19 protein-coding genes are annotated in these 25,510 nt (G+C 63.6%); 7 read left to right on the forward strand and 12 right to left on the reverse strand.

The window, feature by feature from the left end:
• The first annotated feature begins 118 nt into the window (after positions 1 to 118).
• Complete coding sequence (locus LAC81_RS28230) at positions 119 to 2,332, forward strand: TonB-dependent siderophore receptor (protein ID WP_223727998.1); 2,214 nt, start codon at positions 119 to 121, stop codon at positions 2,330 to 2,332.
• Between the two features lie 203 nt (positions 2,333 to 2,535).
• Positions 2,536 to 2,829, forward strand: a complete 294-nt coding sequence (locus LAC81_RS28235) for a DUF6916 family protein (RefSeq protein ID WP_113538505.1) — start codon at positions 2,536 to 2,538, stop codon at positions 2,827 to 2,829.
• A gap of 14 nt (positions 2,830 to 2,843) precedes the next feature.
• On the opposite strand, the gene LAC81_RS28240 is transcribed toward LAC81_RS28235, so the two are convergent.
• Genes LAC81_RS28240 through LAC81_RS28255 form a run of 4 tightly spaced genes read right to left on the reverse strand, consistent with a single transcriptional unit; the run spans position 2,844 to position 5,037 of the window.
• Positions 2,844 to 3,395 (reverse strand): GNAT family N-acetyltransferase, encoded by a 552-nt coding sequence (locus tag LAC81_RS28240; RefSeq protein WP_223727999.1) that lies wholly within the window; start codon positions 3,393 to 3,395, stop codon positions 2,844 to 2,846.
• Positions 3,392 to 3,928, reverse strand: a complete 537-nt coding sequence (locus LAC81_RS28245) for a phage tail protein (RefSeq protein ID WP_113538506.1) — start codon at positions 3,926 to 3,928, stop codon at positions 3,392 to 3,394. The genes LAC81_RS28240 and LAC81_RS28245 overlap by 4 nt, the downstream gene beginning before the upstream one ends.
• A 28-nt stretch (positions 3,929 to 3,956) precedes the next feature.
• On the reverse strand, positions 3,957 to 4,487 hold the full coding sequence (locus tag LAC81_RS28250) for a phage tail protein (RefSeq protein WP_223728000.1): 531 nt from the start codon (positions 4,485 to 4,487) through the stop codon (positions 3,957 to 3,959).
• Between the two features lie 22 nt (positions 4,488 to 4,509).
• The gene (locus tag LAC81_RS28255; RefSeq protein ID WP_223728001.1) at positions 4,510 to 5,037 is read right to left on the reverse strand and encodes a phage tail protein; all 528 of its coding nucleotides are present in this window, start codon (positions 5,035 to 5,037) and stop codon (positions 4,510 to 4,512) included.
• Positions 5,038 to 5,276: 239 nt separating this feature from the next.
• Between LAC81_RS28255 and LAC81_RS28260 the strand changes: the two genes are divergently transcribed.
• The gene (locus tag LAC81_RS28260; protein WP_223728002.1) at positions 5,277 to 11,990 is read left to right on the forward strand and encodes a putative Ig domain-containing protein; all 6,714 of its coding nucleotides are present in this window, start codon (positions 5,277 to 5,279) and stop codon (positions 11,988 to 11,990) included.
• 173 nt (positions 11,991 to 12,163) lie between these two features.
• On the opposite strand, the gene LAC81_RS28265 is transcribed toward LAC81_RS28260, so the two are convergent.
• The 4 genes from LAC81_RS28265 to LAC81_RS28280 are packed head-to-tail and all read right to left on the reverse strand — an operon-like array spanning position 12,164 to position 16,799.
• A complete protein-coding gene (locus tag LAC81_RS28265; protein ID WP_223728003.1) occupies positions 12,164 to 12,406 on the reverse strand; it encodes a hypothetical protein in 243 nt (80 codons plus the stop codon).
• 10 nt (positions 12,407 to 12,416) lie between these two features.
• Positions 12,417 to 13,640, reverse strand: a complete 1,224-nt coding sequence (locus LAC81_RS28270) for an aminomethyltransferase family protein (RefSeq protein ID WP_419195868.1) — start codon at positions 13,638 to 13,640, stop codon at positions 12,417 to 12,419.
• Entirely contained in the window at positions 13,637 to 15,190 is a 1,554-nt protein-coding gene (locus tag LAC81_RS28275) for a phytoene desaturase family protein (protein WP_223728004.1), read from the reverse strand. Before LAC81_RS28275 ends, LAC81_RS28270 begins: the two co-directional genes overlap by 4 nt.
• Positions 15,177 to 16,799, reverse strand: a complete 1,623-nt coding sequence (locus LAC81_RS28280; RefSeq protein ID WP_223728005.1) for a phytoene desaturase family protein — start codon at positions 16,797 to 16,799, stop codon at positions 15,177 to 15,179. Before LAC81_RS28280 ends, LAC81_RS28275 begins: the two co-directional genes overlap by 14 nt.
• A gap of 147 nt (positions 16,800 to 16,946) precedes the next feature.
• Between LAC81_RS28280 and LAC81_RS28285 the strand changes: the two genes are divergently transcribed.
• Genes LAC81_RS28285 through LAC81_RS28295 form a run of 3 tightly spaced genes read left to right on the forward strand, consistent with a single transcriptional unit; the run spans position 16,947 to position 19,579 of the window.
• The gene (locus LAC81_RS28285) at positions 16,947 to 17,756 is read left to right on the forward strand and encodes a class I SAM-dependent methyltransferase (RefSeq protein WP_223728006.1); all 810 of its coding nucleotides are present in this window, start codon (positions 16,947 to 16,949) and stop codon (positions 17,754 to 17,756) included.
• Positions 17,757 to 17,796: 40 nt separating this feature from the next.
• Complete coding sequence (locus LAC81_RS28290) at positions 17,797 to 18,456, forward strand: TetR/AcrR family transcriptional regulator (RefSeq protein WP_223730342.1); 660 nt, start codon at positions 17,797 to 17,799, stop codon at positions 18,454 to 18,456.
• 40 nt (positions 18,457 to 18,496) lie between these two features.
• Positions 18,497 to 19,579 carry an extracellular solute-binding protein gene (locus LAC81_RS28295; RefSeq protein WP_223728007.1) on the forward strand — a complete coding sequence of 361 codons (1,083 nt, stop codon included), beginning with the start codon at positions 18,497 to 18,499 and terminating at the stop codon, positions 19,577 to 19,579.
• A gap of 44 nt (positions 19,580 to 19,623) precedes the next feature.
• Here LAC81_RS28295 and LAC81_RS28300 read toward each other — a convergent pair whose 3' ends face one another.
• Genes LAC81_RS28300 through LAC81_RS28310 form a run of 3 tightly spaced genes read right to left on the reverse strand, consistent with a single transcriptional unit; the run spans position 19,624 to position 22,449 of the window.
• Positions 19,624 to 20,712 (reverse strand): ABC transporter ATP-binding protein, encoded by a 1,089-nt coding sequence (locus tag LAC81_RS28300; RefSeq protein ID WP_223728008.1) that lies wholly within the window; start codon positions 20,710 to 20,712, stop codon positions 19,624 to 19,626.
• Positions 20,705 to 21,529, reverse strand: a complete 825-nt coding sequence (locus LAC81_RS28305) for an ABC transporter permease (protein WP_223728009.1) — start codon at positions 21,527 to 21,529, stop codon at positions 20,705 to 20,707. Before LAC81_RS28305 ends, LAC81_RS28300 begins: the two co-directional genes overlap by 8 nt.
• Positions 21,526 to 22,449 carry an ABC transporter permease gene (locus LAC81_RS28310; protein WP_113539163.1) on the reverse strand — a complete coding sequence of 308 codons (924 nt, stop codon included), beginning with the start codon at positions 22,447 to 22,449 and terminating at the stop codon, positions 21,526 to 21,528. The genes LAC81_RS28305 and LAC81_RS28310 overlap by 4 nt, the downstream gene beginning before the upstream one ends.
• 244 nt (positions 22,450 to 22,693) lie before the next feature.
• Here LAC81_RS28310 and LAC81_RS28315 point away from each other — a divergent pair, with 244 nt between their 5' ends.
• Positions 22,694 to 24,106, forward strand: a complete 1,413-nt coding sequence (locus tag LAC81_RS28315; protein ID WP_223728010.1) for an aminotransferase — start codon at positions 22,694 to 22,696, stop codon at positions 24,104 to 24,106.
• Positions 24,107 to 24,199: 93 nt separating this feature from the next.
• Here LAC81_RS28315 and LAC81_RS28320 read toward each other — a convergent pair whose 3' ends face one another.
• Positions 24,200 to 25,396 carry an aromatic ring-hydroxylating oxygenase subunit alpha gene (locus tag LAC81_RS28320; RefSeq protein WP_223728011.1) on the reverse strand — a complete coding sequence of 399 codons (1,197 nt, stop codon included), beginning with the start codon at positions 25,394 to 25,396 and terminating at the stop codon, positions 24,200 to 24,202.
• Positions 25,397 to 25,510: the final 114 nt, after the last annotated feature.

Raw genomic sequence — 25,510 nt, forward strand, 5'->3', positions numbered from 1 at the left:
TATCGCGGATCGCTCCAAGCGCCGGCATAATAGTTGATATAAACACTCATCTTATCTGATGTTTGCTTTTTAACGCCGCAGATCGCCCGGGGGATTGGCGCGATGGCGGCTCGGGGTGATGAAAGAGATGATGGTAGGTGGCAGGGCGGCGGGTTTGGCCGAATGGCTGGCTGGAGGAGTAGCCGGCATTGCAATTCTGGCGGCGGGCGCCGCGATAGCGCAGGATGCGCCGGCGACCCGGCTGGAAAAGATCGAGGTGCAGGTCGGGACGACCAAGGACGATGCGACCGGCCCGGTCGAGGGTTACGTCGCCAAGGCCACGACCACCGGTTCGAAATCTGCCACCCCGATCAACGAAGTTCCCCAGTCCGTATCGGTCATCGGTCGCGATGAGCTGGATGATCGCGGCGTCGTCAACAAGATCGATGAGGCGCTTCGCTATACGCCAGGCGTGATGGCCGAGCCCTTCGGCGTCGATCCGGACACCGACTGGTTCTACATCCGCGGTTTCGATGCGACGCAGACCGGCGTTTTCCTCGACGGCCTCAACCTCTTCTCCTATGGTTTCGGCGGATTCCAGATCGATCCGTTCATGCTGGAGCGTGTCGAGGTGCTGAAAGGGCCGGCGTCGGTGCTCTATGGCGGCGCCAATCCGGGCGGCATCGTCAGCCTCATCAGCAAGCGGCCGAGTGATGAGACCTCTGCTTATGTGGAGACCGGCATCACCAACAACGGCAATGCCTTCCTCGGCATCGACGTGAACCGCCCGCTGGACGACGCGATCAACTATCGCGTCACCGGAAAGGTCTCCGGCGGCAACAACTACACCGACCATTCGGAAGATTTGCGCGGCTTCATCCTGCCGCAGATCACTTACGAGCCCGACGATGCGACCAGCCTGGCGGTCTACGGCCTGCTGCAGTGCCTTGATCAGGTCCACACCGGCGGCGGTTTCCTGCCCTATGTCGGTACGGTCGTCGATGCGCCCTTCGGCAAGATCGATCGCAAGGCCTTCTTCGGTGAACCGGCAATCGATACCGGCACCTATGTGCAGCAGATGCTCGGCTACGAGTTCAAGCACGAATTCGACAGCGGCTGGCAGCTCAGCCAGAACCTGCGCTATGGTCATCTCTACAAGCACGAGAACGGCCCTTACACCTACGGCTACTACGATCCGAGCCTGCCGTTCCCGGTTTCGCCGACGCCGGCAACGCCCGACAATCTGCTCTATCGCCTTGGCTTCGAGGCAACCTCCAGGGTCGATACATTCGGCGTCGACAACCGTCTTGAAGGCGAGTTCGAGACCGGTGCGCTGGATCATGCGCTGCTGGTCGGTATCGACTACAAGCTCTTCCGCCTGGATCACGTGCAGGCGTCGTCTGCGGGAACGCCGATCAGCGCAACGGATCCGGTCTATGGCGCGCCTCAGCCGGCCAACGCCATCTACATCAACCAGGTGATCACCCAGCAGCAGTTTGGCGTCTACGCTCAAGACCAGATCCGCTTCGGCGACGTTTGGCTCGTCACGCTCAATGGCCGCTACGACTATGTCGACACCAAGACCGACAACGGCCCCACCTTCTGGGCTCCGACGCAAAACTCGAGCTTCGGCTACAGCGAAGGCGCCGTCACCGGCCGCGCCGGGCTTGCCTATGAATTCGACAATGGCTTGATCCCCTATGCGAGCGTCGCCACCTTCTTCAATCCGGTCGTGGCCGTGACAGCTACCGGCAACACCAAGCCGGAGGAAGGCGAGCAGTTCGAAGCCGGGGTCAAGTACGAGCCGACCTTCTTCGATGGCATGCTGACGGCATCCATCTACCAGCTGACCAAACGCAACGCGCTCGTGACCGACCCGCTGACGAGCATATCCACCCAGACCGGCGAAGTGCGCTCCCGCGGCATCGAGCTTGAGGGCAAGGTCAATCTCAACGAAAGTTGGAAGGTGATCGCGGGCCTCGACTTCATGGATATCGAGGTGACCGAGGACGCGAACCGGGCACTGGTCGGCAAATCGCCCTATCTCGTCCCCGACACGCAGGCCTCGTTATGGATCGACTACACCGTGCAGCAGGGCGCGCTCGAGGGCGTCAGCCTCGGTGCTGGTGTTCGCTATCGCGGCGAGAGTTGGGCGAACAAGGAGAACACGGCGAAGGTGCCCTCCGCGACGGTCTTCGATGCGGGGCTGCGTTATGAGAAGGAGGGATGGGGCGCTGCCCTGAACGTCACCAACCTTTTCGACAAGAAGTATGTGAGCGGTTGCAGCGGCGTGCTCGTCTGCGGTTACGGCGACGCAAGGACCGTCACGCTCAAGCTCAGCAAGACATGGTAATCTGAACCCATGCGGGGCCGGAGCGAACCGGCCCCGCACTGCATCGGCGTGGCCGAATGCCACGTCCGCGCCGATCCGCGTTCGACGCGCGCTGGTTGGTGTCGATCTCTCCTTGGGGCCCGCCTTTGTCGCTTTTGCGCGCAACCATAATGATGTAGCAATGACACCATCGACCTAAGCGGGAATCACTGAGGGGATGGCGGATGGAACTGTTGACGCTTCAACATTTTGCGGGTTGCGTCGGCCAGGCGTTCGATCTCTCTCTTGGCGAAAGCACGATGCCGTTGACCCTGGCGGAGGCGACGCCGGGTGCGACCCAGATTCTGCCCGGCATGCGCCGCGCGCCTTTCTCCCTCATGTTCCGCAGCAGTTCGGCAGTGGTGCTGCCGCAGCAGATCTACAAGCTGAACAACGCGTCGCTCGGCGCGTTGGAGATCTTCCTCGTGCCGGTCGCCCGCGACAAACAGGGCATCGTCTATCAGGCGATCTTCAACTGACGGAGCCTCAGCTTTCAGCAACGGACATCGTCGCAAGGCCATCCCATCCGGATATGTGATCCGCCATCGGCTTCTACGCGAAATCCAAGACGCTGGTAGAGCGCTCGCGCGCGGACATTGTGCTGTTCGACATGCAGGGTCACCGAAACGGCGCCCGACTGGCTCGCCTGCCGGAGAATGGCCGACAGGATGGCGCTTCCTCTGCCGCATCCGCGCCATTCCGGCAGCAGACCGATATCGATGATGAGCCAGTTGTCTCGCGTGAAATCCAGATAGACGCGGCCGACGGGCCTGCTTTCAAGCTCGACGACGAGAAAATCCGCTTCGGGAAAGGTCGCCATGTAGTGGCGGTGCTGGAAGGCGAACTGCTGGTCGAGAAAGGCATGCTTCTGCTCGTCCGGCCAGGGTATCGCTGCCAGTTCGTCTGCCCGAAACGAGCGATAGAGACCGAGCAGAAACGGAACGTCCGCCGATGTGGCATGACGCAGCACGAAATGTGCGACCGACAGGCGAGCAGGCGCAAGCCGCGTCGGAAAGCTGATCGCGGCAATGTCGTGCGGTATCACGGGAACGACGGAAACGCGCCTTGAAGGGCAATGCAGAAATTGACGGCGAGGAAAGGTTGGCGGTTTTCATGCGGCTGGTTCCCGCCTGTGGGGCCGATCATGCTGGGTGCAAACTGGGCATCCGGTTTTGCGGCGACCGCCGCCATGACCGTATTTTGAGCCGGCAGGGTCAGCGAGTTCCCGGCAGACGGCGTGCTCGCCCTCTTCGAGACGTCAGTCTGGTTGTAGATCGTCAACGCGTGGGTGTGGGCGGGCATTTCGGTGGAGAGCAGTGTGACGCTCTCCGATCCGAAGACCTCCCCGATGGCGTGGGGCGTTAGGCCTGGACCACTGCCCTGACTGCAACCGGCGCGGCCGGCAAAATTCGGCAACTGAAAATTGCTTCGTCCGTCGCCACCATAGGAGTTGCCAATCAGGGCGAACAAGGGAGTATTTTGCTGGATAGGAAGCAGTGTGCCGTTGCAAAGCGCCCAGCCATAAGGTGCGAAGTTGAAGCCGAAAAGCTGGATTTCACCAATGAAAGGCTCTGTCATTTCTATCCCCTTATCGTGAAGGTCCGGATCAGCTTTGCTGCGGGAAGATGCCATCGAGCGCGATGCAGAATTGCACCGTGAGCGTGGGCATCGTGTTGTCATGAGGCTGAGTGCCCCCTGAAGGGCCGGTCGAGGCAGACGAGGTCGTTCGCCCGGTGAGGCCGGTCACGTCCGTGGCATAGAAAGTATCGCTCGCCACCGCCCCGAACTCGACAGTCGGCCCGACCGACGTTGCCTCCGCCGTCGTTGTCGTCGCAAAAATCGTATGGCTGTGCGCCGCTAGCTGCGCACTCGTCAGCGTCACGTTTTCGGTGCCGCCAATCTGTCCGAGTACACGTGGCGACAGGCTTGGCCCGGTGCCCCAGTGCATTGGCACGCGACCGCGCAGGTCGGGCACACGGAATGTCTGCTGGCCATCACCGCCATAGGTGGTGCCGATCAGCATGTAGAGTGCCTCGTATTCGGCTATCGAAATCAGCGAACCGTCGCAGGCCTGCCATCCCGTCGGCACACGGGGAAAACCGAACATCCGTATTTCCCCGATATAGGGCGTGCTCATCCTTGACCTCCGGTGGCTGGGTTCAACTGCGGGACGGGTATACGCCCGAAAGCGCAATGCAGAAGTTGATGGCGTTGAAGGGCTGCAGGTTGTCGTGTGGCTGCCCGCCGGCATTGGGCGCCACACTCTGCGGCGACAAGGGTACCTGCGGCCCGCCGGTCTGCGCATAGATCGCCAGGGCCGTCTTGCCGAAGAGCGCATCCGTCGGGGCGCGTTGGTCGCCATTGGACGTCGTGCCGTTCGCCTGATGAAAATGGGCGGGAATCTGCTGTGAATTCAAAGTGACGGCTTCAGCGCCGCCGACTTCCGCCATCGCATAGGTGGGCTGCCATCTCTGGTCCACCGAATTGCCGTAGGATATCGGAGTGCGGCCCTGCAGGTTCGGCAGGGAGAAGTTGGTCGTACCGTTGCCGCCGTAATAGGTGCCCAGCAAGGAGAACAACGCCTGGTTCTGGCTGATGGACATCAACTGTCCGTTGCAGAGCGCAAAGGTCTTCGGCGCAAAGCCGAATCCGGTCATCATGATCTGCCCGAGATAGACTTCGGTCATCGCTGCCCCCAATAATCTGACGACTCTGAATATGCCCCTGCGCGGCACCTTCTCTCATAACGAGCATCTTGGGAAGAGCGGTTGCGTGTCCTTCCTACCCCGAATTCTCGCATAGGTCGCACTAGCGTGGGTTGTATGACTCAAAATTTCGTGTCAGTCAGTGGGTGAGGCAGCGAACGGACTGATCGCGACGATGGACTTCGATCCATGTGGCGCGCAGTGCGCACAGGGGCGGGGCAATGTTTCAGCAATCGTTAGGTCGAGCGCGCCGGGTGCGTGGCCATCTGGCCTTCTTTTTTGGCTTCCTGGTGTTGCTCTGCCTGGCAACGCTGGGCGCCGCCTCTTCGGCGCAGGCGGGTCTCTGCGGCACCTCGCAAAACATTTCGGTTCCGTCCGGCGGCAGTGTCACCATCACCTGTTCCGATTGGGGCTTCATTCAGCCGGCCGTCCAGTCGCCTTCCCACGGAAGCCTGACGTTCAACATCCCACTCCTCAATCAGCTCGTCTATACGAACAACGGCGACGGCGCGACGTCCGATAGCTTCATCGTCAAGGACGATGACGCCACCCCGGTGACCTTCACTGTGACCATTGCACCGTCGAGCTCGCCGTTGACGGTGACGCCTGCAAGCTTGCCGACGCCGGCGATCAGCAGCCCCTACAGCCAGACGCTGAGCACGACCGGGGGCGTTGCGCCCTATAGCTATACGCGCACCAGCGGTGTCTTGCCGCCGGGCCTCGCGCTTTCACCCACGGGTGTGATTTCGGGAACGCCGACCGGCTCCGGTCCGTACAATTTCACCGTGCGTGTGACGGATTCGACCGCGCCGACGCCAATCGTGGTCGACAAGGGCTACAACGTCACGATCGCTGCACCGGTGATCGATGCGACACCGGACAATCCACCAGATGGCGGGGTGAATGTTCCCTACAGTCTGCAGTTTTCCGCCTCCGGCGGCACGGCACCCTACACGTTTACGCCCGATACCGGCACCTTGCCGGCTGGCCTGACGCTTTCGACAGGCGGGCTCCTGTCCGGTACGCCGACGGCCGCGGGCAGCGCGACATTCAGGCTGAAGGTCCAGGACAGCACCACGATCTCGACAGGCGGGGTTCATTTCATAACGCAGAACGTCACCGTTACCATCAATTCCTATCCCCCCGTAACGATCAATCCAGTGGGCGGCCCGCTTGTGGCGAGTACTGTTGGTGCTGCCTATTCGCGAACCATTTCGGCCAGCGGCGGTTCGGGAGCGATCAGCTATGCGGTGTCATCAGGTTCGCTGCCCGACGGGCTCAGTCTCAGTCCGGCGACCGGCGTGATCTCTGGCACGCCGACGGTCGCGGCCATCGGCACGGCGAACTTCACCGTGACGGCAACGGCGGCGACGGCGGGCTCGGCCTCGGCCAGCTATTCGATTGCGGTGGCTGCGCCGCCAGTGGTGCTGAGCCCGGCTGCCGGCGCCTTGCCGGGTGGCACGGTGGCCACTGCCTATTCGCAAACGATCTCGGCCAGCGGCGGCGTGGGCCCGATCACCTATGTGGTGACGTCGGGCTCGTTGCCGGCTGGGCTCACTCTGGGATCGACGGGCGCAATCACCGGTACGCCGCCAGCCGCGGCTATCGGTACCGCGCACTTCACGGTGACGGCGACGGCTGCGACCGTGGGCTCGGCTTCGGCCAGCTATTCGATCGCGGTCACGGCTCCGCCGGTGGTGCTGACACCCGCGAGCGGCGCTCTCCTGGGGGGAACGGTGGGGCTTGCCTACTCTGATACTTCGATATCGGCTAGCGGAGGGGTGGGCGCCATCACCTACGCGGTGACGACGGGCGCACTGCCGGCGGGCCTCAGCCTCAACACGTCGACCGGTGCAATCACCGGTTTGCCGACGAACGCCGCATTCGGAACGGCGACTTTCACCGTGACGGCGACAGCCGCCACCGCGGGTTCGACGTCAGCCAACTATTCGATCGCGATCGCGGCGCCGCCTCTCGTGCTGACGCCGGTAAGTGGCGCGGCGCTTCCGGATGGCACGGTCGATACCGTCTATCCGGGTGCATCGATCTCGGCGAGTGGCGGGGCGGGGGCAATCACCTATGCCGTAACGGCAGGCGCTCTGCCGGCCGGGCTCACCATGGATTCGACGACCGGTGCGATTACCGGGACTCCGGCCGCCTCAGGCTGGGGGACATCGCATTTCACAGTCACGGCAACGGCTGCGACAAGCGGTCTTGCCACGGCGAACTACACGATCGCCGTGTTGGCACCGCCGTTGGTATTGACGCCGGCAAGCGGTACGACGCTGTCTCCTGGCCTGGTTGGTTCGTCCTATTCGGACACGTCGATCTCGGCCAGCGGCGGCGCGGGGACGATCAGCTACGTGATCGTATCAGGCTCGCTTCCGGCCGGTCTGTCTCTCGACCCCGCAACGGGCGCCATTTCCGGCACGCCCACGGCCGCCGGCTTCGGCACGGGGACCTTCTCGGTGCAGGCGACGGGCGCAGTCACGGGTGCGGCGACGGCCAGCTATTCCATCGTCGTCGGCGCATCACCGGTGGTGCTGACGCCCACGACCGGTTCGTCACTTGCTGGCGGTACGATCGGTTCGGCCTATTCGCAGACGATTTCGGCAACCGGCGGCGCCGGCGCATTCACCTACACGGTCAGCAGTGGCACGCTGCCCGATGGTCTCGTCATCGACGCTACGACCGGCGCAATCACGGGCACGCCGACCGCAATGGCCTTTGGTACGGCGAACTTCACGATCACGGCGACTGCTGCGACCAGCGGTTCGGCGTCGGCGGGCTATTCTATAGCGGTGGGCGCGCCGCCGGTGGTGTTGGCGCCGGCAAGCGGCACGGCGCTCGCGGCCGGCGTGGTCGGTACGCCCTATCCGGGTGCATCGATCTCGGCGAGCGGTGGTTTGGGTCCATTCACCTACAGTGTCACTACCGGTTCGCTTCCCGCCGGTCTTGCGATCGATACCGGAACCGGTGCGATCACCGGCACGCCGAGTGCCGCGGCACTGGGGACGGCGACATTTACGGTAACGGCGACGGCGGCAACCGCCGGCACGGCATCCGCAAGCTACTCGATCAACGTGGTGCCGCCGCCGGTGATACTGGCGCCGGCGAGTGGCACGGTACTTTCGGCGGGGCTGGTCGGTTCGTCCTATTCGGATACGTCGATTTCCGCGACCGGCGGCGTCGGCGCGATCAGCTATGCGGTCACTTCCGGCTCCGTGCCGGCCGGGCTTGTCCTCGATCCGGCAACAGGTTCGATTTCCGGTACGCCGACGGCCGCGGGTTTCGGAACATCCAACTTCACGGTGACGGCCACGGCCGCATCTGCGGGCTCAGCTTCCGCCAGCTATTCGATCACTGTTGGGGCGACATCCGTGATCATGACGCCGGCAAGCGGTGCGGCGCTCGCACTGGCAACCGTCGGTTCCTCCTATTCAGACTCGATCTCGGCGGGCGGCGGCGCCGGTGCGATCACCTATGCGATCTCGGCAGGTTCACTTCCGAACGGGCTGAGCCTCGACGCATCGACCGGCGCGATCACCGGCATGCCGACGGCCGCGGCACTCGGTCAGGTGAGTTTCACAGTAACGGCAACGGCCGCGGTCAGCGGCAGCGCGTCGGCAAACTATTCGATAGTCGTGGCTGCACCGCCGGTGGTGCTGAACCCGCCAGCCGGCTCGGCACTTACGGCCGGCACGGTCGGCATGCCCTATTCGGACACCTCGATCTCCGCGAGCGGCGGTATCGGCGCGCTCAGCTATGCGGTGACGTCAGGCGTACTTCCCGCTGGCTTGAACCTCGATCCGTCGACCGGTGCGGTCAGCGGCACGCCGACGGTCGCGGCACTCGGAACGGCGAATTTCACACTGACGGCGACGGCGGCGATCAATGGGACGGTCTCGGTCAACTATTCGATCACGATCGCGGCACCAGCGGTGGTGCTCGCCCCCGCTGGCGGAGCTTTGGTGACGGGCACGGTCGGCGCCTCCTATTCGGACACGTCGATCTCGGCAACAGGCGGGGTCGGCGCGATCAGCTTTGCCGTGACATCCGGGTCGCTGCCGGCGGGCCTTACGCTTGATCCTTCAACCGGTGCGATTTCCGGCACGCCAACGGCCGCCGGATTTGGTACCGCGACCTTCACGGTCACGGCGACGGCGGCAACCGCCGGATCGGCTGCGGCCGGCTACACGATCAATGTGGGTGCTCCGCCGGTGGTATTGGCACCGGCCACGGGCGCGACGCTTTCGGTCGGCATGGTCGGTTCGTCCTATTCGGACACATCGATCGCCGCAAGCGGTGGTCTTGGTGTGTTCAGCTACACGGTGACGTCGGGGACTTTGCCGGCGGGCTTGGTGCTCAATGCAACGACCGGCGCGATCACCGGCACGCCGACGGCTGGCGGATATGGCACGACGACCTTCACGGTGACGGCGACGGCGGCAACCAGCGGTTCGGCCTCGGCCAGCTATTCGATCGTGGTCGGCGCGCCTTCCCTGGTGCTGACGCCGGCGACCGGCACGGCGCTCGCCGCGGGTATAGTCGGTGCGCCCTATTCGGACACGTCGATCGCGGCGATTGGCGGCGCTGGCACGATTACCTACGCGGTCACAGCGGGGGCGCTTCCCGATGGCCTCACGTTGAACGCCACCAGCGGTGCGATCACCGGCACGCCGGCGGCCGCCGCACTCGGCACGGCCAACTTCACCATAACTGCGACGGCGGCCGTCACCGGGTCGGCTTCCGCAAGCTATTCCATCGCCACCACGGCCCCGGCCTTCGTCATCATGCCGGCAACCGGCACGGCGCTTTCGGCCGGCATAGTGGGTACGCCCTATTCGGACGCATCGATCGCGGCAAGCGGCGGCGTCGGTGCGATCAGCTATGCGGTGACATCCGGGTCGTTGCCGGCGGGCCTGAGCCTCAGCGCGTCGAGCGGCGCGATTACCGGCACGCCAACGGCGGCCGGTTTCGGTACGGCGACCTTCACGGTGACCGCGACGGCGGCCACCAGCGGTACGGCTGCAGCCAGCTATACGATTAGCGTCGGCGCTCCGCCGATCGTGCTGACGCCGGCAAGCGGCACAGCGCTTTCGGCAAGTACTGTCGGCGTTGCCTATACGGACACGTCGATCTCGGCGAGTGGTGGTGTTGGCATGTTCACCTATTCGGTGACATCCGGCGCGCTGCCGGGGGGCCTCGCGCTGGACGCATCGAGCGGGACCATCTCCGGCCGGCCGGCCGGCGACGGCGACTTCCAGTTCGCGGTGACGGCGACCGACGCCAATGGCGCGACGGGGCAGGCGCGCTATCAGATCGCCGTCCTCTCCAGCAATTTCGTCTTCAGCCCGTCGGCAGGAGCACTGCCGGATGCGATGGTCGGCGAGGCCTATGCGTCGCGGATCTCCGCCACCGGCGGCGTCGGTGCGCTGATCTACAGCGTCAAGAGTGGCGACCTGCCGAAGGGCATGGTCCTCAACGTCTCCACCGGCGAACTGACCGGGCCGCTGGCGGCAGACGCCACACCGGATACCTATTCCTTCACCATCGCCGTCGTCGACAGCCGCGGCGCCAGTGGTTCGGCGGTCTATTCGCTGGAACTGAAGGCACGCTCGGTGACGGCGCCGGATATCGTCGTCGAGGTTCCCGCCGGCTCGACACCGAACAACGTCTATCTCAATGCCGGCGCCACCGGTGGTCCGTTCGTCGGGGCGGCGGTGGCCGCGGTCTCGCCGCCGATCGCCGGCAAGGCGGAGATCGTCGAAGGCGAACTAGCGGCTGCAGGCAGCTTCACTCCGGTCGGCTATTACCTGAAGTTCACGCCGAACCCGGCTTATTCCGGCTCCGTCGTCGTGAGCTACACCCTGAAGAGCGCGCTCGGCTCGTCGAATGTCGGCCGCGTCACCTACAGGATCGCGCTCGATCGTGTGGCCGCCGGCGAGGAAATCGACGGGCTCGTGCGCGACTTCGTCCGCACCCGGCAGAACCTCTTGTCCTCGACGGTGCAGACGCCCGGTCTGCTCGACCGGCGGCGGGCGGCGGCCGGTACCGATCCGGTGACGACGGCGGTGACGCCATCGGACAAGGGTGCACGGCTCGGCTTCTCGACCAGCCTCACCCAGATCCAGGCGGCGCGCGATGCGGCGGAAGCGGCGGCGGCCGGCGAAACCTTCGTCAAGACCGACCGGCCCTTCGACATCTGGATGAACGGCAGCTTCCTGTTCCACAAGGACGAGGATGACGCCAGCGACAAGTGGGGCAACTTCGCGCTGTTCTCCGTCGGTGCCGATTATCTCGTCAATGACCGGGCGCTCTTCGGCCTGTCGTTCCACTACGACTACATGACCGATCCGACCGACGAGGATGCCGAACTGAAGGGCAATGGCTGGCTGGCCGGCCCCTATGCCTCGTTCGAACTCGGCAAGGGCGTGTTCCTCGATGCCAACCTGCTTTATGGCGGCTCCTCGAACGACATCGACACCGGCATCTTCAAGGGCAGTTTCGACACCACCCGCTGGATGGCGGATGTGAAGCTGACCGGCGAATGGCAGCTCGACGAGATCACGGTGCTGACGCCGAAGCTCCGGGCGGTCTATTTCAACGAAGAGACCGATGATAACAGCGTGAAGAACGCGCTCGGCGAGGTCATCGATCTCAAGGGCTTCATCGAGGAGCAGGCGCGTCTCAGCATCGGCTTCGACGTCGAGCGGACGCTGGAACTGAAAAACGGCCTGATCCTGTCGCCGTCGGTCGGTGCCGATGTCGGCTTCGCCTCGCTCGACGGCGAAGGCCTGTTCGGGCGGGTTTCAGCCGGGTTGGCCTTGTCGAACAACGACAACTGGGACCTTGACTTCTCGCTGCTGTTCAACATCGAAGGCGACGGTTCGCAATCGGCCGGCGCCAAGGTCGGTGCCCGCGTTCGCTTCTGACAATTGGGGGGCACCATTGTTGGTGCCCTTGCCGCCGCTCGGGTCGAAGATCGCACGATCGCCGGATATAGGGTGCGCCGCAAGATTGGTGTCGAGCACCCGTGGCGTTAAACGCTTCGGCGGTCGATAACGTCATCGCCCGATCGGCATCCGATAAACAGGTCCCGCCGATCTCAGGCAATGCCGTCGTCCCCCAGACGGGACAGCCATTCCGAACCGATCTGTTGGCGACGCAGGACCATGGCTGGGTCTTCCGCATCGAGGCGAGAGCAGATGCGGTAGACTTCGAGTGTTTCAGCATCCAACAAGCCGCGCTGGTAGAAGAACATTGCTGCCGCGTATCGAGCGCGGCCGGACCACTCGATGCCGGGCGCCATCTTGATCATCTCCCAGTGCCGTCTCGTCTCGTCGTCCATGCGCGCGGTCTCAGAAACGGCCGGGCGGATTGGCCGAGCGGCGGTCGAGTTTGACAAAGGGCCGGGCGACGACACGCGCCCGTTTCATCAGTTTCTGATACCGCAGTTCGCGCAGAGCATAGATTTCGACCCAGAGATCGTCGGTGATCCGGCTGCCGTAGGGGCGCGCAAGGCTGGCAATCGCGATGTTGCGCTTGGCGAGCGGCGACCAGATCGCCGCCGTGACGAGGCCCACTTCCTTCTTGCCGCGGTGATAGACGATCGCGCCCTCGGCCGGGATGTTGCCCTCGATTTCGAGCCCGACGAGAACGTGCTTCAGGGCCCGTTTCTCGCGAGCCCGGAAGATGGCGTCGCGCCCGTTGAAGTAGGACTTCTCGGCATCGACCAGCCAGTCGAGCCCGACCTCGTCGGGCAAGCGTTCGCGGTCAGCGCGAAGCGCGGCTTCGGCGGTGATGAAGTCGGCATTGGTGACGATGAAGCCGGCTTCGATGCGGGCGCGGTTGAGCGCATCGTAGCCGATCGCCTTCAGGCCGAAACCCGCACCCGCTGCCCACAGCCGGTCCCAGAGGTTGAGCGCGCGCTTGGCATCGACAAAGAGCTCGTAGCCGAGGTCGCCGGTGAAACCGGTACGCGAGACGGTCATCTTGCCGTCGAGATCGGGAAACTCGGCGAGTTGGAACGGCTTGAGGTTTTCCACGCCGGCAAAGCCTGCCGCTTCGAGAACTGCAAAGGAGGTTGGTCCCTGCAGCGCCAAGGCAGCAATCTCGCTGGTCTCTTCGTTAATCTCGACGGAAAAACCTGCCGCGCTGTCGAGAAGCCAGGGCAGGTGCCGCTCCTGGCAGCAGAGGCGGAAATCATCTGCGGCAAGCCGGAAGAGCGTTCCGTCGTCGAGGACATGACCATGGTCGTCGCACCAGGCCGTGTAGTGCACGCGGCCTATGCCAAGCTTGGCGACGTTGCGCAGTGTCAACCGGTTGAGATAGCGCTCGGCGTCAGGGCCGCGAACGCGGTACTTCACCATGGGCGAGATGTCGAACAGGGCGGCCGTCGAGCGGATCGCGAAGTATTCGAGTTCCGTGTCGAAGATCGAATGCGGCGCCTTGTAGCCCGCCCAGCTGTACCAATCATTGGTCTCGCTGAGTGCGGTAAGGCGTTGATGAAACGGCGTTTCGAGACGGGGCGTCAGGATATGGCCCTGCTGGGCGCGGCGCAAGGCTGTGAGATGCATCATCATGCACGTTTCTCCGATAGGACCTGCCGGGCGGCGAGCAGGCCGGGCAGGCCGGAAATGCCGCCGCCTGGATGCGAGCCGGCGCTGGCGAGATAAAGACCCCGAAGCGGCGTCGCGTAGCCGGACGCTGCGTTGACCGGGCGGTTGACAAGCAACTGATCGGCCTGCAGTTCGCCATGATGCCAATGTCCCCCAGGCAGGTTGTAGCGCGCCTCGATATCCAAGGGGGTCATGAGGCTCGTGGCGACGATGCTCACGCCAAGACCGGGGGCATAGCTTTCGAGCGTCTCAAGTACGATCTTCTGGAATGCCGGCTTGCCCGTCTCCCAACCGTCGGCAAGCGCGTAGGGCGCGAATTCGACGAGCGCCGAAAGCGTACAACCGCCAGCCGGCGCCAGCGAGGGATCGCCGAGGCTCGGCAAAGTGATCTCCATCACCGGGTCGCTGGAAAACGCGCCGTATTTCGCCGGGTTGAAAGCTTCTTCGACATGGTCGATCGAACGGGCGATCACCAGCCGACCGCGGAGATCAGCCGCCGCGACGCCGGGAAAGTTCGGGGGGCGGTCGAGCGCCAGGTCGAGCTTGGCGACATTGCCCTTCGAGCGGATGTTGCCGATGGCGCGGCGGAAACCGGTGCCGATCTCGGCGGCGTCGGTGAGGGCGAGGAACGTGGCCTTCGGATGGATGGCTGCGACGATGGCTCCGGCTTCGAGCGTCTCGCCGGTGGAGAGGACGACACCGCTGGCACGGCCGCGATCGGCGACGATGCGGGAGACCTGCACGCCCGTCCTGATCGTGACGCCGGCGCGGGTCGCCGCGCTCTCGAAGGCCGTCGCCACCGATCGGCCGCCGGCGCCGGCGACGACCTGCGCGCCGGTCACGCCGTGCATTTCTCCGGTGAGGCGGTAGTAAAGGCCGAGCAGCGACGTCGGTGAGCGGGGTCCCAGATGGATACCGAGCGTGGCGTCGAAGGCAAGCAGCGCCTTCAGCCGGTCGTCGGTCAGGTACTCGTCGGCGATGTCCGCTACATTCATCAGCAGCATGCGCAGGAAGTCGCGGCTTTCCTCTCGTCCCTTGCGCAGAAGGCCGAGACCGGCCCCGGCGAGCGTCGCGAAATCCGCCAGCGCCATCCCGCCGATCTCCGGCGGCCTGCGTTTCAGGAACCGCTTCAGGATCGCGGCCTGGAAGGTCAGCTTGCCGCGCAGGTCCTGGAAGCGCCTGGCTTCTTCTTCGGTCACCCCGTCGATGGCTTCTCCGTAGCCGCCTCGCAGCACGGCATGACGCCCCGTCGGCGAAAGCACCACCGTCGGTGCCTCGCCCTCGCTGCCACTTTCGAACGAGAGAGCTGCTGCGACTTCCGGATCGAGCCGGTTGACGATGTGGGCAAGGCCAGGGCTCGCATAGCCGGGATGGAAGGCGTAGCTGCGCGCGGCGCCGCCGAGCATGTCGCTGGCTTCCAGGAGCAGGACTTTGCGGCCTGAGCGGGCGAGGAAGGTCGCAGCGGTCAGGCCATTGTGGCCGCCGCCGATGACGATCGCATCAAATGACGTCATGGGCCGGGCTCATCTTGTCGGAGGGAGTGTGGCGCAGATCGCGCAGGATTTCGGCGGCGGCGTTGCGGCCGGGGGCGCCCATGACGCCGCCGCCCGGATGGGTCGAGGAACCACAGATATAAAGGCCGCGCACCGGGCTGCGATACTGCGCATAACCGGGGACCGGGCGGTTGAAGAGCAACTGGTCGAAGGTGAGTTCGCCCTGGAAGATATTGCCTTCGGTCAGCCCCACTTCCTGTTCGATCTCGCGCGGCGTGCGCACCTCCATGTGCAGGATGCGTTCGCGGAAACCGGGCGAGTAGTCGCTGATCTGCTTGACGACCGTCTCGGCGAAAGCGTCGCGGTCGGCATCGGTCCAGTCCCGGCCTTCCACCTTGGGCGGACAGTACTGAACGAAGCAGGAGACGAAGTGTTTTCCCGGTGGCGCCATCGTCGGATCGAGCGTTGTCGGGATCATCATGTCGACGAAAGGATCGGCCGACCAGCGCCCGGCTTTCCAGTCGTCATAGGCGCGCTCCATGCGCTCGATACTGTCGGTGAAATGCAGGTCGCCGCGAATGCAGGAGGAACCCGCCGGCAGGGCCGGGAACTCCGGCAGACTGTCGAGCGCGATGTTGAGTTTGCCGGAGGAGCCGCGCATCTTGAAGTGTCTGACCCGGTGGACGAAGCGCTCCGGCAGATCGTCCTCGTCGACGAGCTTGAGGAAGGTGCGTTTGACGTCGGCATTGGAGACGACGAGATTGCCGTGCACCTCTTCGCCATCGACAAGCACTGCACCATGGGCGCGGCCGCTGCGGGTCAGCACCTTGGCGACATCGGCGCCGGTGCGGATGGTGCCGCCCGACGCCTGGAACGACGAGGCGAGCGCCTTGGTGACGGCGCCCATGCCGCCACGGGCATAACCCCAGGCGCCGACCGAACCGTCGACCTCGCCCATATAATGATGCAGCAGTACATAGGCCGTGCCCGGCGACATCGGACCGAGTGCCGTGCCGATGATGCCGGAAAGCGCGAGGTAGGCCTTGATCACGTCGGTCTCGAAGTACTCGTCGAGGAAATCCGCAATCGACATGGTCCAGAAGCGCAAGGTTGCCGCCATCTCGGCCGGTGAAAATTCGCCGAACTTCTTTGCGAGATAGATGAGTTCGGAGATATCGCGTGGCTTGAAGCTGAACGGGTCCGGTGCTGTGCGCATGAGCAGCGGCTGGATGAAGCGGCACTGCCGGGTGACGTCGCGCGCATAGCGGTCATAGGCTTCCGCATCGCGCTTCGAGTAGCGGGCAAACTCGCGGCGATGGGAATCGTGGTCGCGGTAGGAGGCGAGATAGTCGCCGTCGCGGGTGAAAACGGCGCCGCCCTCGTAAGAAATCACTTGCAGCCCATGCTTCGGCAGTTCGAGATCGCGCATGATCTCCGGGCGGAAGAGCGAACAGACGTAGGAACAGTTGGAATAGAGGAAGCCGGGGGTGAGTTCGCGGCTGGTGGCCGCCCCCCCAACCCAATCGTTCTTTTCGAGGACGACGACATTCAGCCCGGCGCGCTGCAGATAGCAGGCGGCGACCAGGCCGTTATGACCTCCTCCAATCATCACCACGTCGTATTTTTTCATGTGGCTCCCCCTGTCGTTGATCAAAAAAATGACACGGAAAGCAGAATGTTGTCTATCCATTTTGAATGAGCGTTCAGCAAATATGTTGCAATCTGCTGATAATGCGATAGGATTTTTAGCGAGGGGTCGAGACGGCTTGGAGGTCTGATGTCATCGGTCGATCAGGATGCGGAACATGCCGTCGAATATGACGATACGGCCATCCGTTTCCTCGAGGTGCTCTGGGGTGAGGGCTATCTTTCGCCCGGCGGTCCCGACGAGGTCGATCGCGTGCTTGATGGGGTCGAGATCGCGGGCAGACGCGTCCTCGATCTTGGCTGCGGCGCCGGCGGCGTGACGCTGCATATCGCCCGGACCTATCATCCCCTTGGGATCACCGGCTTTGACGTCGAGGCGCCGGTCGTCGCGCATGCGCGCGCGGAGGCGGCGCGCAATGGCGTTGCGGACGTGACTTTCGTTCAGGCGCCGGCTGGCCCGCTGCCTTTTGTCGACGGCAGCTTCGATGTCGTCTTCTCGAAGGACGCGTTGGTTCATGTTGCGGACAAGTTGGCCGTGTTTCGCGAAATCTACCGTGTGCTCTCGCCCAGCGGCATCTTCGTCGCCTCCGACTGGTTGATCTCCCACGATGGCGAGCCGTCCGATGCGATGAAGGCCTATCTCGCGGCCGAGGGGCTGAGTTTCGGCATGGCTTCGGCGGCGACGTATCTCACGGCGATGGCAGAAGCGGGTTTTGTCGAGACGCGTGCGCAAAGCCGCAACGAATGGTATCGCGACGTCGCGCGGCAGGAGCTTTCGCGACTGCAGGGAATATTGCATTCGGCGGCCGTTGCGGCGGTCGGCGAGGCCTATGTGGCCAAGAATATCCGGACCTGGGCGGCCATGCAGAAGGTGCTTGACAGTGGGGAGCATTGTCCCACTCATCTGCGTGGCATCAAGCCGATGCGGCGGGACGCATGACATGCATCTGCGCCTGAAGAAGATCGATACGGCGGTACGGATGAAACTCACCCCTGAAGTGCAGGAAGCGGCGGAAGGCGAAAAGCGTGGCCGCAAGGCCTCGAAGGAAACCCGGCGGCAACAGCTGATCGAGGCGACGATCGATTCGCTCGCAAAGCGCGGCTACTCGGAAACGACCCTTGCCGACGTTGCCGATGGCGCCGGCCTTTCGCGCGGCATCGTCAACTTCCATTTCGAGAGCAAGGAAAAGCTGCTGATCGCCACGCTGCAATATATGGCCGACGAATACGCGGCCAATTGGGGCGCGGCGCTGGAGAAGGCCGGTGACAAGGCGGCGGCCCAGCTCTGGGCCCTTGTCGCCTGTGATTTCGATCGCAAGATCTGCACCAAGCGCAAGCTCGCGGCCTGGTGCGCCTTCTGGGGTGAGGCGAAATCGCGGCCGACCTATCAGGCGCTCTGCGGCGCGCGCGACGTCAAATACCAGGAGATCTTCCTGGCGCTCTGCCAGAGGCTGAAGGACGAGGGCGGCTACGCCTATGAGCCCGAGGGCATGACGCTGGCGCTCTGCGCCTGCATGGAAGGGCTGTGGCTGAGGCTGATGATGGGCGACGGGCTGACGCGCGAAAAGGCGCATGCGGCGGCCGTCGAATATCTGCTCGTCGCCTTCCCCAGGCATTTCACCCGGGAAGGGCCGAAATAGGGAACAACAACGCCGGAACGGCCGAATAGAGGAGGTTGGCATGACATTGGTGAACGCGTGCAGGCAAATCTTGGGAGGCGCCGTCATCGCCTCGCTTGTCTCGACCACCGCCCTGCCGGCGCACGCCGCCGGAAACCTCACGATCTTCGACTGGTCCGGCTACGAGGATCCGGCCTTCCACCCGTCCTACACCGCCAAGCACGGAAGCGAACCGGACTTCAGTTTCTTCGGTGACGAGGAGGAGGCCTTCCAGAAGCTGCGCTCCGGCTTCAAGGCCGACCTTGCCCATCCCTGTTCGCAGAGCGTGGCGAAGTGGCGCGAGGCTGGACTGATCGAGCCGCTCGACACTTCGAAACTGACCTACTGGAACGACATCGATCCGGGCATTGCCGCGATGAAGGGGCTGATGACGACGCCGGACGGAAAGGCCTGGCTGCTGCCCTTCGAATGGGGCAACACCGTGCTCACCTACCGCACCGATACGGTCAAGGAAGATGAGATCAAGTCGCTGCGCGCCTTTGCCGATCCGAAGTTCAAGGACCGGGTCTCGATCGGCGACAATGTCGATGACGCCTATGCGCTGGCGAGCCTCGCCATCGGCGTCAAGGACTGGACGACGATGACCGACGAGCAGTTCAAGCAGGCCTCCGATTTCCTGCGCGAAGTGCACAAGAACGTCCGCCTCTACTGGACCGACAACACCGACTTGAGCCAGGCGATCGCCAGCGGCGAGGTCGACCTTGCCTGGGCGTGGAACGAGACGGCAACGACCCTGCAGGCCGATGGAGTTCCGGCGGCGATCAAGAAGGATACGACCGAGGGGCTTTCGACTTGGGTCTGCGGCTATGTCCGCCTCAAAGGGGCCGAAGCGCCGCTCGACGAACAATATGACTACCTGAACTCGATCTCCGATCCCGCGATCACGGCCTATATGGTCGAGTCCTGGGGGTATGGCCATGCGAACGCCCGCGGCATGGCGCAGGTCGATCCGAAGATCCTGGCCGACAAGGGCTATGCCGACATCTCGAAATTCCTGGCCAACACGCTGTTCCAGTCGCCGATGCCGGTCGAGCTGCGCCAGCGCATGATCGCCGAGTTCGAGAAGATCAAGTCGGGCTACTGAGAAGCGAAATCGGCGGGACGCGACCGCGTCCCGCCGAAACTTCGTCAGTCGGCAACGGCGACCAGCGCATCCGGATCGTAGGCCAGCCGTATCGTGTCGCCGACCGGAATGTCGTCCGCGCCGAAATTGTTGGTCTCCGATACCGAAAGCGGCTGCTCGAGGCCAGGGATATCGACGATCAGATGGGTGATCTCGCCGAAATAGTGTCGATCAACGACCTTGCCGGCGACCTCGAAATCGGAGCGCGCGTCATCCCACAGCACACGCAGCCGTTCCGGGCGAATGCCGATCGTCGCCGTGCCGTTGCGGGCAGCAAAGCCGAGCGGCTTGTCGATGGTGACGCCGCCGAAGCGCAAGGTCTCGACCGAAATGCGCGTCGCCGTCTCATTGGTCACCCGCGCTTTCATGAAATTCATGCCGCCGAGAAAATCGGCCACCTGGCGCGTGTTGGGGCGCTGGTAGATCTCCTTCGGCGTCGCCACCTGCGCGATCCGGCCACCGAACATCACGGCGATGCGGTCCGAAAGCGCCAGCGCCTCATACTGATCGTGAGTGACGAGGATGAAGGTGATGCCGACGGCGCGCTGCAGCGTGCGCAGTTCCACCTGCATTTCCTCGCGCAGCTTCTTGTCGAGCGCGGAAAGCGGCTCGTCGAGGAGCAGCACCTTCGGTCGCATTACCAGCGCGCGCGCGAGCGCCACCCGTTGGCGCTGACCGCCTGACAGTTCATGCGCCCGTCGCTTGCCGAGATGGCCGAGCCTGACCTGTTCGAGTGCGGCGCCGACACGGCGGCGTTCCTCGGTCGCATCGAGCTTCAGGCGCTTCAGGCCATAGGCGACATTCTCCTCGACATCGAGATGCGGAAAAATCGCGTAGTTCTGGAAGACCATATTGGTAGGGCGGCGGTTCGGCGGCACGCCGATCACCGATTGGCCGTCGATGCGGATGTCGCCTTCTGTCGGCGTGTCGAAGCCGGCGATCGAGCGCAGAAGCGTGGTCTTGCCGCAGCCCGAAGGGCCGAGCAGCGAGAAGAATTCGCCGGCGGCGATGCCGAGCGAGACGTCGTCGAGCGCCTTGTAGATGCCGTAGAACTTGCTGACGCCTTCGATTGCGATCGTCGGTGTTTCAGCCATGCTGCGCTCCCTGTGCCCTGAGCCTGTATTCGGCGCGGCGGCGTATGATTTCCGAAAGAGTGAGAAGCAGGATCGAGATGAGCAGCATCAGGCTGCCGAGCGCGAGCACGCCCGGTAGCTTTGCGGCAAAGCGGAGCTGGCCCCAGATATAGACCGGCAGCGTCGGCTCGGTTCCCGAGAGGAAGAAGGCTAGGATGAACTCGTCGAGCGACACCGTGAAAGACACGAGCAGGCTGGAGACGATCGCCGGCGCGACGACGGGCAGGGTCACCCGGCGGAAGGTGCCGATCGCCGTTTCGCCGAGATCGAGCGAAGCCTCTTCCAGCGACCGGTCGAAGCCGTCGAAGCCTGAGATCAGTACCGACATCGCATAGGGCAGGCAGAAGACCACCTGGCCGAGGATGACGGTGACGAGCGAAAGCTCGATGCCGAGCTGCAGCAGGATCATCAGCAGCGAGACCGCCACGATGATCTCGGGCAGGAACAGGGGCGCCATGATCAGGCCTGTCGCCGGCCCTTTGCCGCGGAAGCGATAGCGCGTCAGTGCGCGCGCGGCGCAGATGCCGAGAATGGTGCTCATGAGCGCCACGGAGACGCCCACGATCATGCTGTTGCGTGCCGCTTCCAGCATGGCCGAATTGCCCCAGAGCGTGACGTACCACTTGGTGGTGAAGCCGGCCAGCGGGAAGGTCGTGGTGGAGGCGTTGTTGAAGGAAAAGATCGGCAGCAGCAGGATCGGGAAATAAAGGAAGAGCAGGTAGAGGCCGACATAGGCCGGCAGCCAGCGGGACTTCGGGATGCCGTGACGACCGCTCATTTCGCCAGCCTCATTGTGAGTTTCAGCGCGAGGACGACGAGCCCCGCCATCGCCGAGACGACCACCATGGTCGTCACCGAAAGTGCCGCGCCGAGCGGCCAGTTGGCGCCCTTGCCGAACTGTGCCTGGATCGCGGTCGCGATCATCACCCCATCCTTGCCGCCGACGAGCTTCGGCGTCACGTAGTCGCCGACGGTCGGGATCATCACGATCAGGAAGGCGGAGATGACGCCCGGCAGGGAAAGCGGCAGGGTGACACGCAGGAAGCTCATCACCTTGTTGTCACCGAGATCGTGCGCAGCCTCGATCAGCGAGCGGTCGACCTTTTCCAGCGACACGTAGATCGGCAGGATCGCAAAAGCCGCCCAGCTGTGGACGAGCGTAATGACGACGGCATTGGAATTGTAGAGCAGCGTCGTCAGCGGCTTGTCGATAAGGCCGATCGATAGAAGCCCCGTATTCATCACGCCGCCATAGCCGAGGATGACCTTCCACGACATCACGCGCAGAAGATAGCTCGTCCAGCAGGGCACGGTGATCAGGAACAGCCAGAGGTTCTTGTGCACGCCGCCATGGAAGGAAATGAACCAGGCGATCGGATAGGAGACCGTGACGGTGACGACGCTGACGACCAGCGAGATGACCAGCGAGCGCACCAGGAGGTCCTGGTAGATCGGTTCGCCAAGGGCGGTGCGATAATTTTCGAGGGTAAAGGTACGGTCGATCGTCAGATAGTCCTGGGTCCAGAAACTGTAGGCGATGACGATCAGGACGGGCAGGAAGAGCAGGGCAAGCGCGTAAAGCAGTGTTGGTGAGATGAGAGCGAGGCCGCTGGCCTCTTCGCTGGCAATCCAGCGTGTGCGGCTTTTCGGTGGTTCTGCGGGCCGATGCTCCACCCCCGCGCCCGACAGGACTGCCATCAGCATGTCCTCGCGCGATATGCTGAGCGTGGACACTGGAAATGCAGCGATCGCTTCATTCTATCCATCCCGTGGCGGTATCCGCCTTTTGTGTTCCCTCAATTAGCAAAACGCAAATCGGGATTGAACGCAAGCGGAATTTCTGCAATATTGATTGAATAGCCATTCAATAAAAGTAGTCATTATCGATTGTTATCAACTTGTTGAGTGGAGGAAGACACCGGATTTAATGGGAGATTCCGTGATGGCCGCGAAGCTCGATCCTGCAGTTGTGCACAACCGCGAGGCGGATGAAACCGCCGCGCTCGCCGCGCGGCATCTCGTCCAGCCTTGGCCTGTCGCCGGCAGCATCGGCGCCGAGTCGCGCGGGGCGATCGAAAGCGGCGACGGAATCTATGTGACGGACGGCGAGGGGCGCCGACTGATCGATGGGCCTGCCGGCATGTGGTGCGTCAATGTCGGTCATCGCCGGGCCGAGCTGGCTCAGGTGCTGCATGATCAGGCGCTGGCTCTCTCCTACAACTCGCCATGGTACACGACGAGCACGCCCTCGGTTGATCTCGCCGAACGACTGGCAGCACAGGCGCCCGTAGACCTCGGCCACGTGTTCTACACGACGGGCGGATCCTCGGCGGTTGAGACGGCCCTGCGCTTCATGCAGTTCATGAACAATGTGCGCGGCCAGCCGGACAAGAAGCTGATCGTCTCGCGTCAGGGCGGCTATCACGGCTCCACCTATCTCTCGGCCTCGCTCAATGGTCGGCCGCGCGATCACGACTGGATGGACAGCGCTTCGGATCAGGTGATCAAGCTCACCTGTCCGAACCCCTTCCGCCGCCCGACGGGTCAGTCGGAAGCCGAGTTCTGCGATTTCCTCGTTGCGGAGTTCCGCGCCGTGATCGAAGCGCGCGGTGCCGAGAAGATTGGCGCCTTCATCGCCGAGCCGGTCATGGCATCCGGTGGCGTCATCGTGCCGCCGGCGGGCTACCTTCCGCGCATGCGGGCGCTTTGCGCCGAAAACGACATCCTCTTCATCGCCGACGAGGTGGTGACGGCTTTCGGCCGCCTCGGCGAGGTCTTCGCCTCCAAAGCAGTCTTCTCGATCGAGCCCGACATGATCACCTTCGCCAAGGGGGTAACGTCAGGCTATTTCCCGCTCGGCGGCGTGATGATCTCGTCGAAACTTCTGGAAACGCTGCGCCAGTCCAATCATTCCGACGCGATGTTCGCCCATGGCCTCACTTATTCCAGCCACCCGATCGGCTGTGCGGTGGCGCTCAAGAACCTCGATATCCTGGAAGGCGGGCTGCTCGACCATGCGCGGGCGATCTCCGGTCATTTCCAAGCGGCACTGAAACGGCTCGAAGCGCTGCCGCTCGTTGGCGAGGTGCGTGGCCTGGGGTTGATGGCCTGCGTCGAATGCGTCGCCGATCGCGTCAGCAACAATCCGCTGATGCTCGATTTGGAAGTCGGCAAACGCATCGATCGGCACTGCCAGGAACTCGGCCTGCTCGTGCGGCCGCTGATCAACATGTGCGTGATGTCGCCACCGCTGACGATCACGACGGGCCAGATCGACGTCATGGCCGATATCCTCGATGTCAGTATTCGAAGGACGATGGACGAACTGGTGCGCGAGGGGCTCTGGAAGGGCTGATGGTGGCATGAAATGCCTCGGCCCCGCCAGCATTCCCCGGCGAGGCCGATTTCAGGGCCGGAGAAACTCCGGCCCTTCTTTTTTGTTTCGGTTTTAGCGCGTGGTCATCGTCGCATTGACGCCGGCTATTTCCTCTTCACGCGGCGCCTGATCCAGCGTCATGACGGGCAGAACGGCCCGAAGATGATCGTGGTGGGTGCGCACGCCGTATTCGAGGTCGGAGAGATAGAATCCGCCGAAGGCTTTCGACGTCATCGACTCGTTCGACCAGATCGTCAGCTGCACGTCCTCGGCCTGGGTGTCGCGGTCGATGCGGAAGGCGAGGTAGCGGGCGAGCCGCTGCTGGCGCGTCTCACCGGGATAGCGATAGATGCCGCCGCGTAGCAGCGTTTTGCCCGTTGCGAGCGGGAACTCTTGGTAGAACTGCACACTTTCCGGCGTCACCGCGATGACCGCGTTCGGAAACAGGCCAAAATAGATCCACGCCTTGCGCAGCCGCTCGGGCAGGTGCGTCGCTTCCGGCGCGACGCTGACATATTGCTTCACGCTCCAGCGCCGGCCGGCATGCGGATTGTAGGTCGCGAAGGAGCGGCAAAGCCCGTTGACGAAGGGCTCGTCGTAATAGGTCGAGCCGTAGAGATCCTGCAGCGCCGGATGGGCCATGGCGACATGGTAGCCCTCATTGTCGACGTCGCGCACGGACTTCCAGTTGACCGGGCTTTCCTGCGTCCAGATGCCCTGGGTGGGCACCATGTTGTCCGTCCCATAGTGCCCGAGTTCCTCGGCGAAGGGCCGCATGACCTCGGCGACCGACGGCTGCGGACCGGGACGGAAGCGGATGAAGACGAAGCCCATCCAGACCTCGAGTTCCAGCGGGATCAGCCCGAAGGCCTGCTTGTCGAGCGGCGGAAAGGAGCGTGGGCGCGCGGCGCCGCGCAGCGTTCCGTCGAGATTGTAGACCCAGCCATGGAACGGACAGACCAGTGCGTTGCGGCAGCTGCCCTTGTCGTCGACGACGACGCGGGAGCCGCGGTGGCGGCAGATATTGTGAAATCCGCGGAGCGTGCCGTCCTGGTCGCGCAGGATCAGTGCCCGCTCGCCGACGACGTCCATGGCGACGTAATTGCCCGGCTCCGGCACGTCGGACACATGGCAGGCGATCTGCCAATGCTGCCTGAAGACATGCTCCTTCTCGAGCTCCAGCAGGGCGTCGCTGTGGTAGCACCAGCCGGGCAGCCCACGGCGATCCCAGTCATTCGGAACGGAAATGTCGCGGACCAACTCGTTCATCACGGTCTCCATATTTGCTGAACGTTCATTCAATATATCCGGATTTTGCGATGAAGGGAAGCCGGGGCGCCGGCGCGACGGGCGGCGGTCCGGCTTGACGAGGGGCGGCATCGC

This window comes from Ensifer adhaerens (assembly GCF_020035535.1).
Classification (GTDB): Bacteria; Pseudomonadota; Alphaproteobacteria; order Rhizobiales; family Rhizobiaceae; genus Ensifer.

Coding starts and splice junctions, on each gene's coding strand:
- LAC81_RS28230 (WP_223727998.1), top strand. CDS start 119: ATGAAAGAGATGATGGTAGGTGGCAGGGCGGCGGGTTTGGCCGAATGG.
- LAC81_RS28235 (WP_113538505.1), top strand. CDS start 2,536: ATGGAACTGTTGACGCTTCAACATTTTGCGGGTTGCGTCGGCCAGGCG.
- LAC81_RS28245 (WP_113538506.1), bottom strand. CDS start 3,928: ATGACAGAGCCTTTCATTGGTGAAATCCAGCTTTTCGGCTTCAACTTC.
- LAC81_RS28250 (WP_223728000.1), bottom strand. CDS start 4,487: ATGAGCACGCCCTATATCGGGGAAATACGGATGTTCGGTTTTCCCCGT.
- LAC81_RS28255 (WP_223728001.1), bottom strand. CDS start 5,037: ATGACCGAAGTCTATCTCGGGCAGATCATGATGACCGGATTCGGCTTT.
- LAC81_RS28260 (WP_223728002.1), top strand. CDS start 5,277: ATGTTTCAGCAATCGTTAGGTCGAGCGCGCCGGGTGCGTGGCCATCTG.
- LAC81_RS28265 (WP_223728003.1), bottom strand. CDS start 12,406: ATGGACGACGAGACGAGACGGCACTGGGAGATGATCAAGATGGCGCCC.
- LAC81_RS28270 (WP_419195868.1), bottom strand. CDS start 13,640: ATGATGATGCATCTCACAGCCTTGCGCCGCGCCCAGCAGGGCCATATC.
- LAC81_RS28275 (WP_223728004.1), bottom strand. CDS start 15,190: ATGACGTCATTTGATGCGATCGTCATCGGCGGCGGCCACAATGGCCTG.
- LAC81_RS28280 (WP_223728005.1), bottom strand. CDS start 16,799: ATGAAAAAATACGACGTGGTGATGATTGGAGGAGGTCATAACGGCCTG.
- LAC81_RS28285 (WP_223728006.1), top strand. CDS start 16,947: ATGTCATCGGTCGATCAGGATGCGGAACATGCCGTCGAATATGACGAT.
- LAC81_RS28290 (WP_223730342.1), top strand. CDS start 17,797: ATGAAACTCACCCCTGAAGTGCAGGAAGCGGCGGAAGGCGAAAAGCGT.
- LAC81_RS28295 (WP_223728007.1), top strand. CDS start 18,497: ATGACATTGGTGAACGCGTGCAGGCAAATCTTGGGAGGCGCCGTCATC.
- LAC81_RS28300 (WP_223728008.1), bottom strand. CDS start 20,712: ATGGCTGAAACACCGACGATCGCAATCGAAGGCGTCAGCAAGTTCTAC.
- LAC81_RS28305 (WP_223728009.1), bottom strand. CDS start 21,529: ATGAGCGGTCGTCACGGCATCCCGAAGTCCCGCTGGCTGCCGGCCTAT.
- LAC81_RS28310 (WP_113539163.1), bottom strand. CDS start 22,449: ATGGCAGTCCTGTCGGGCGCGGGGGTGGAGCATCGGCCCGCAGAACCA.
- LAC81_RS28315 (WP_223728010.1), top strand. CDS start 22,694: ATGGCCGCGAAGCTCGATCCTGCAGTTGTGCACAACCGCGAGGCGGAT.
- LAC81_RS28320 (WP_223728011.1), bottom strand. CDS start 25,396: ATGAACGAGTTGGTCCGCGACATTTCCGTTCCGAATGACTGGGATCGC.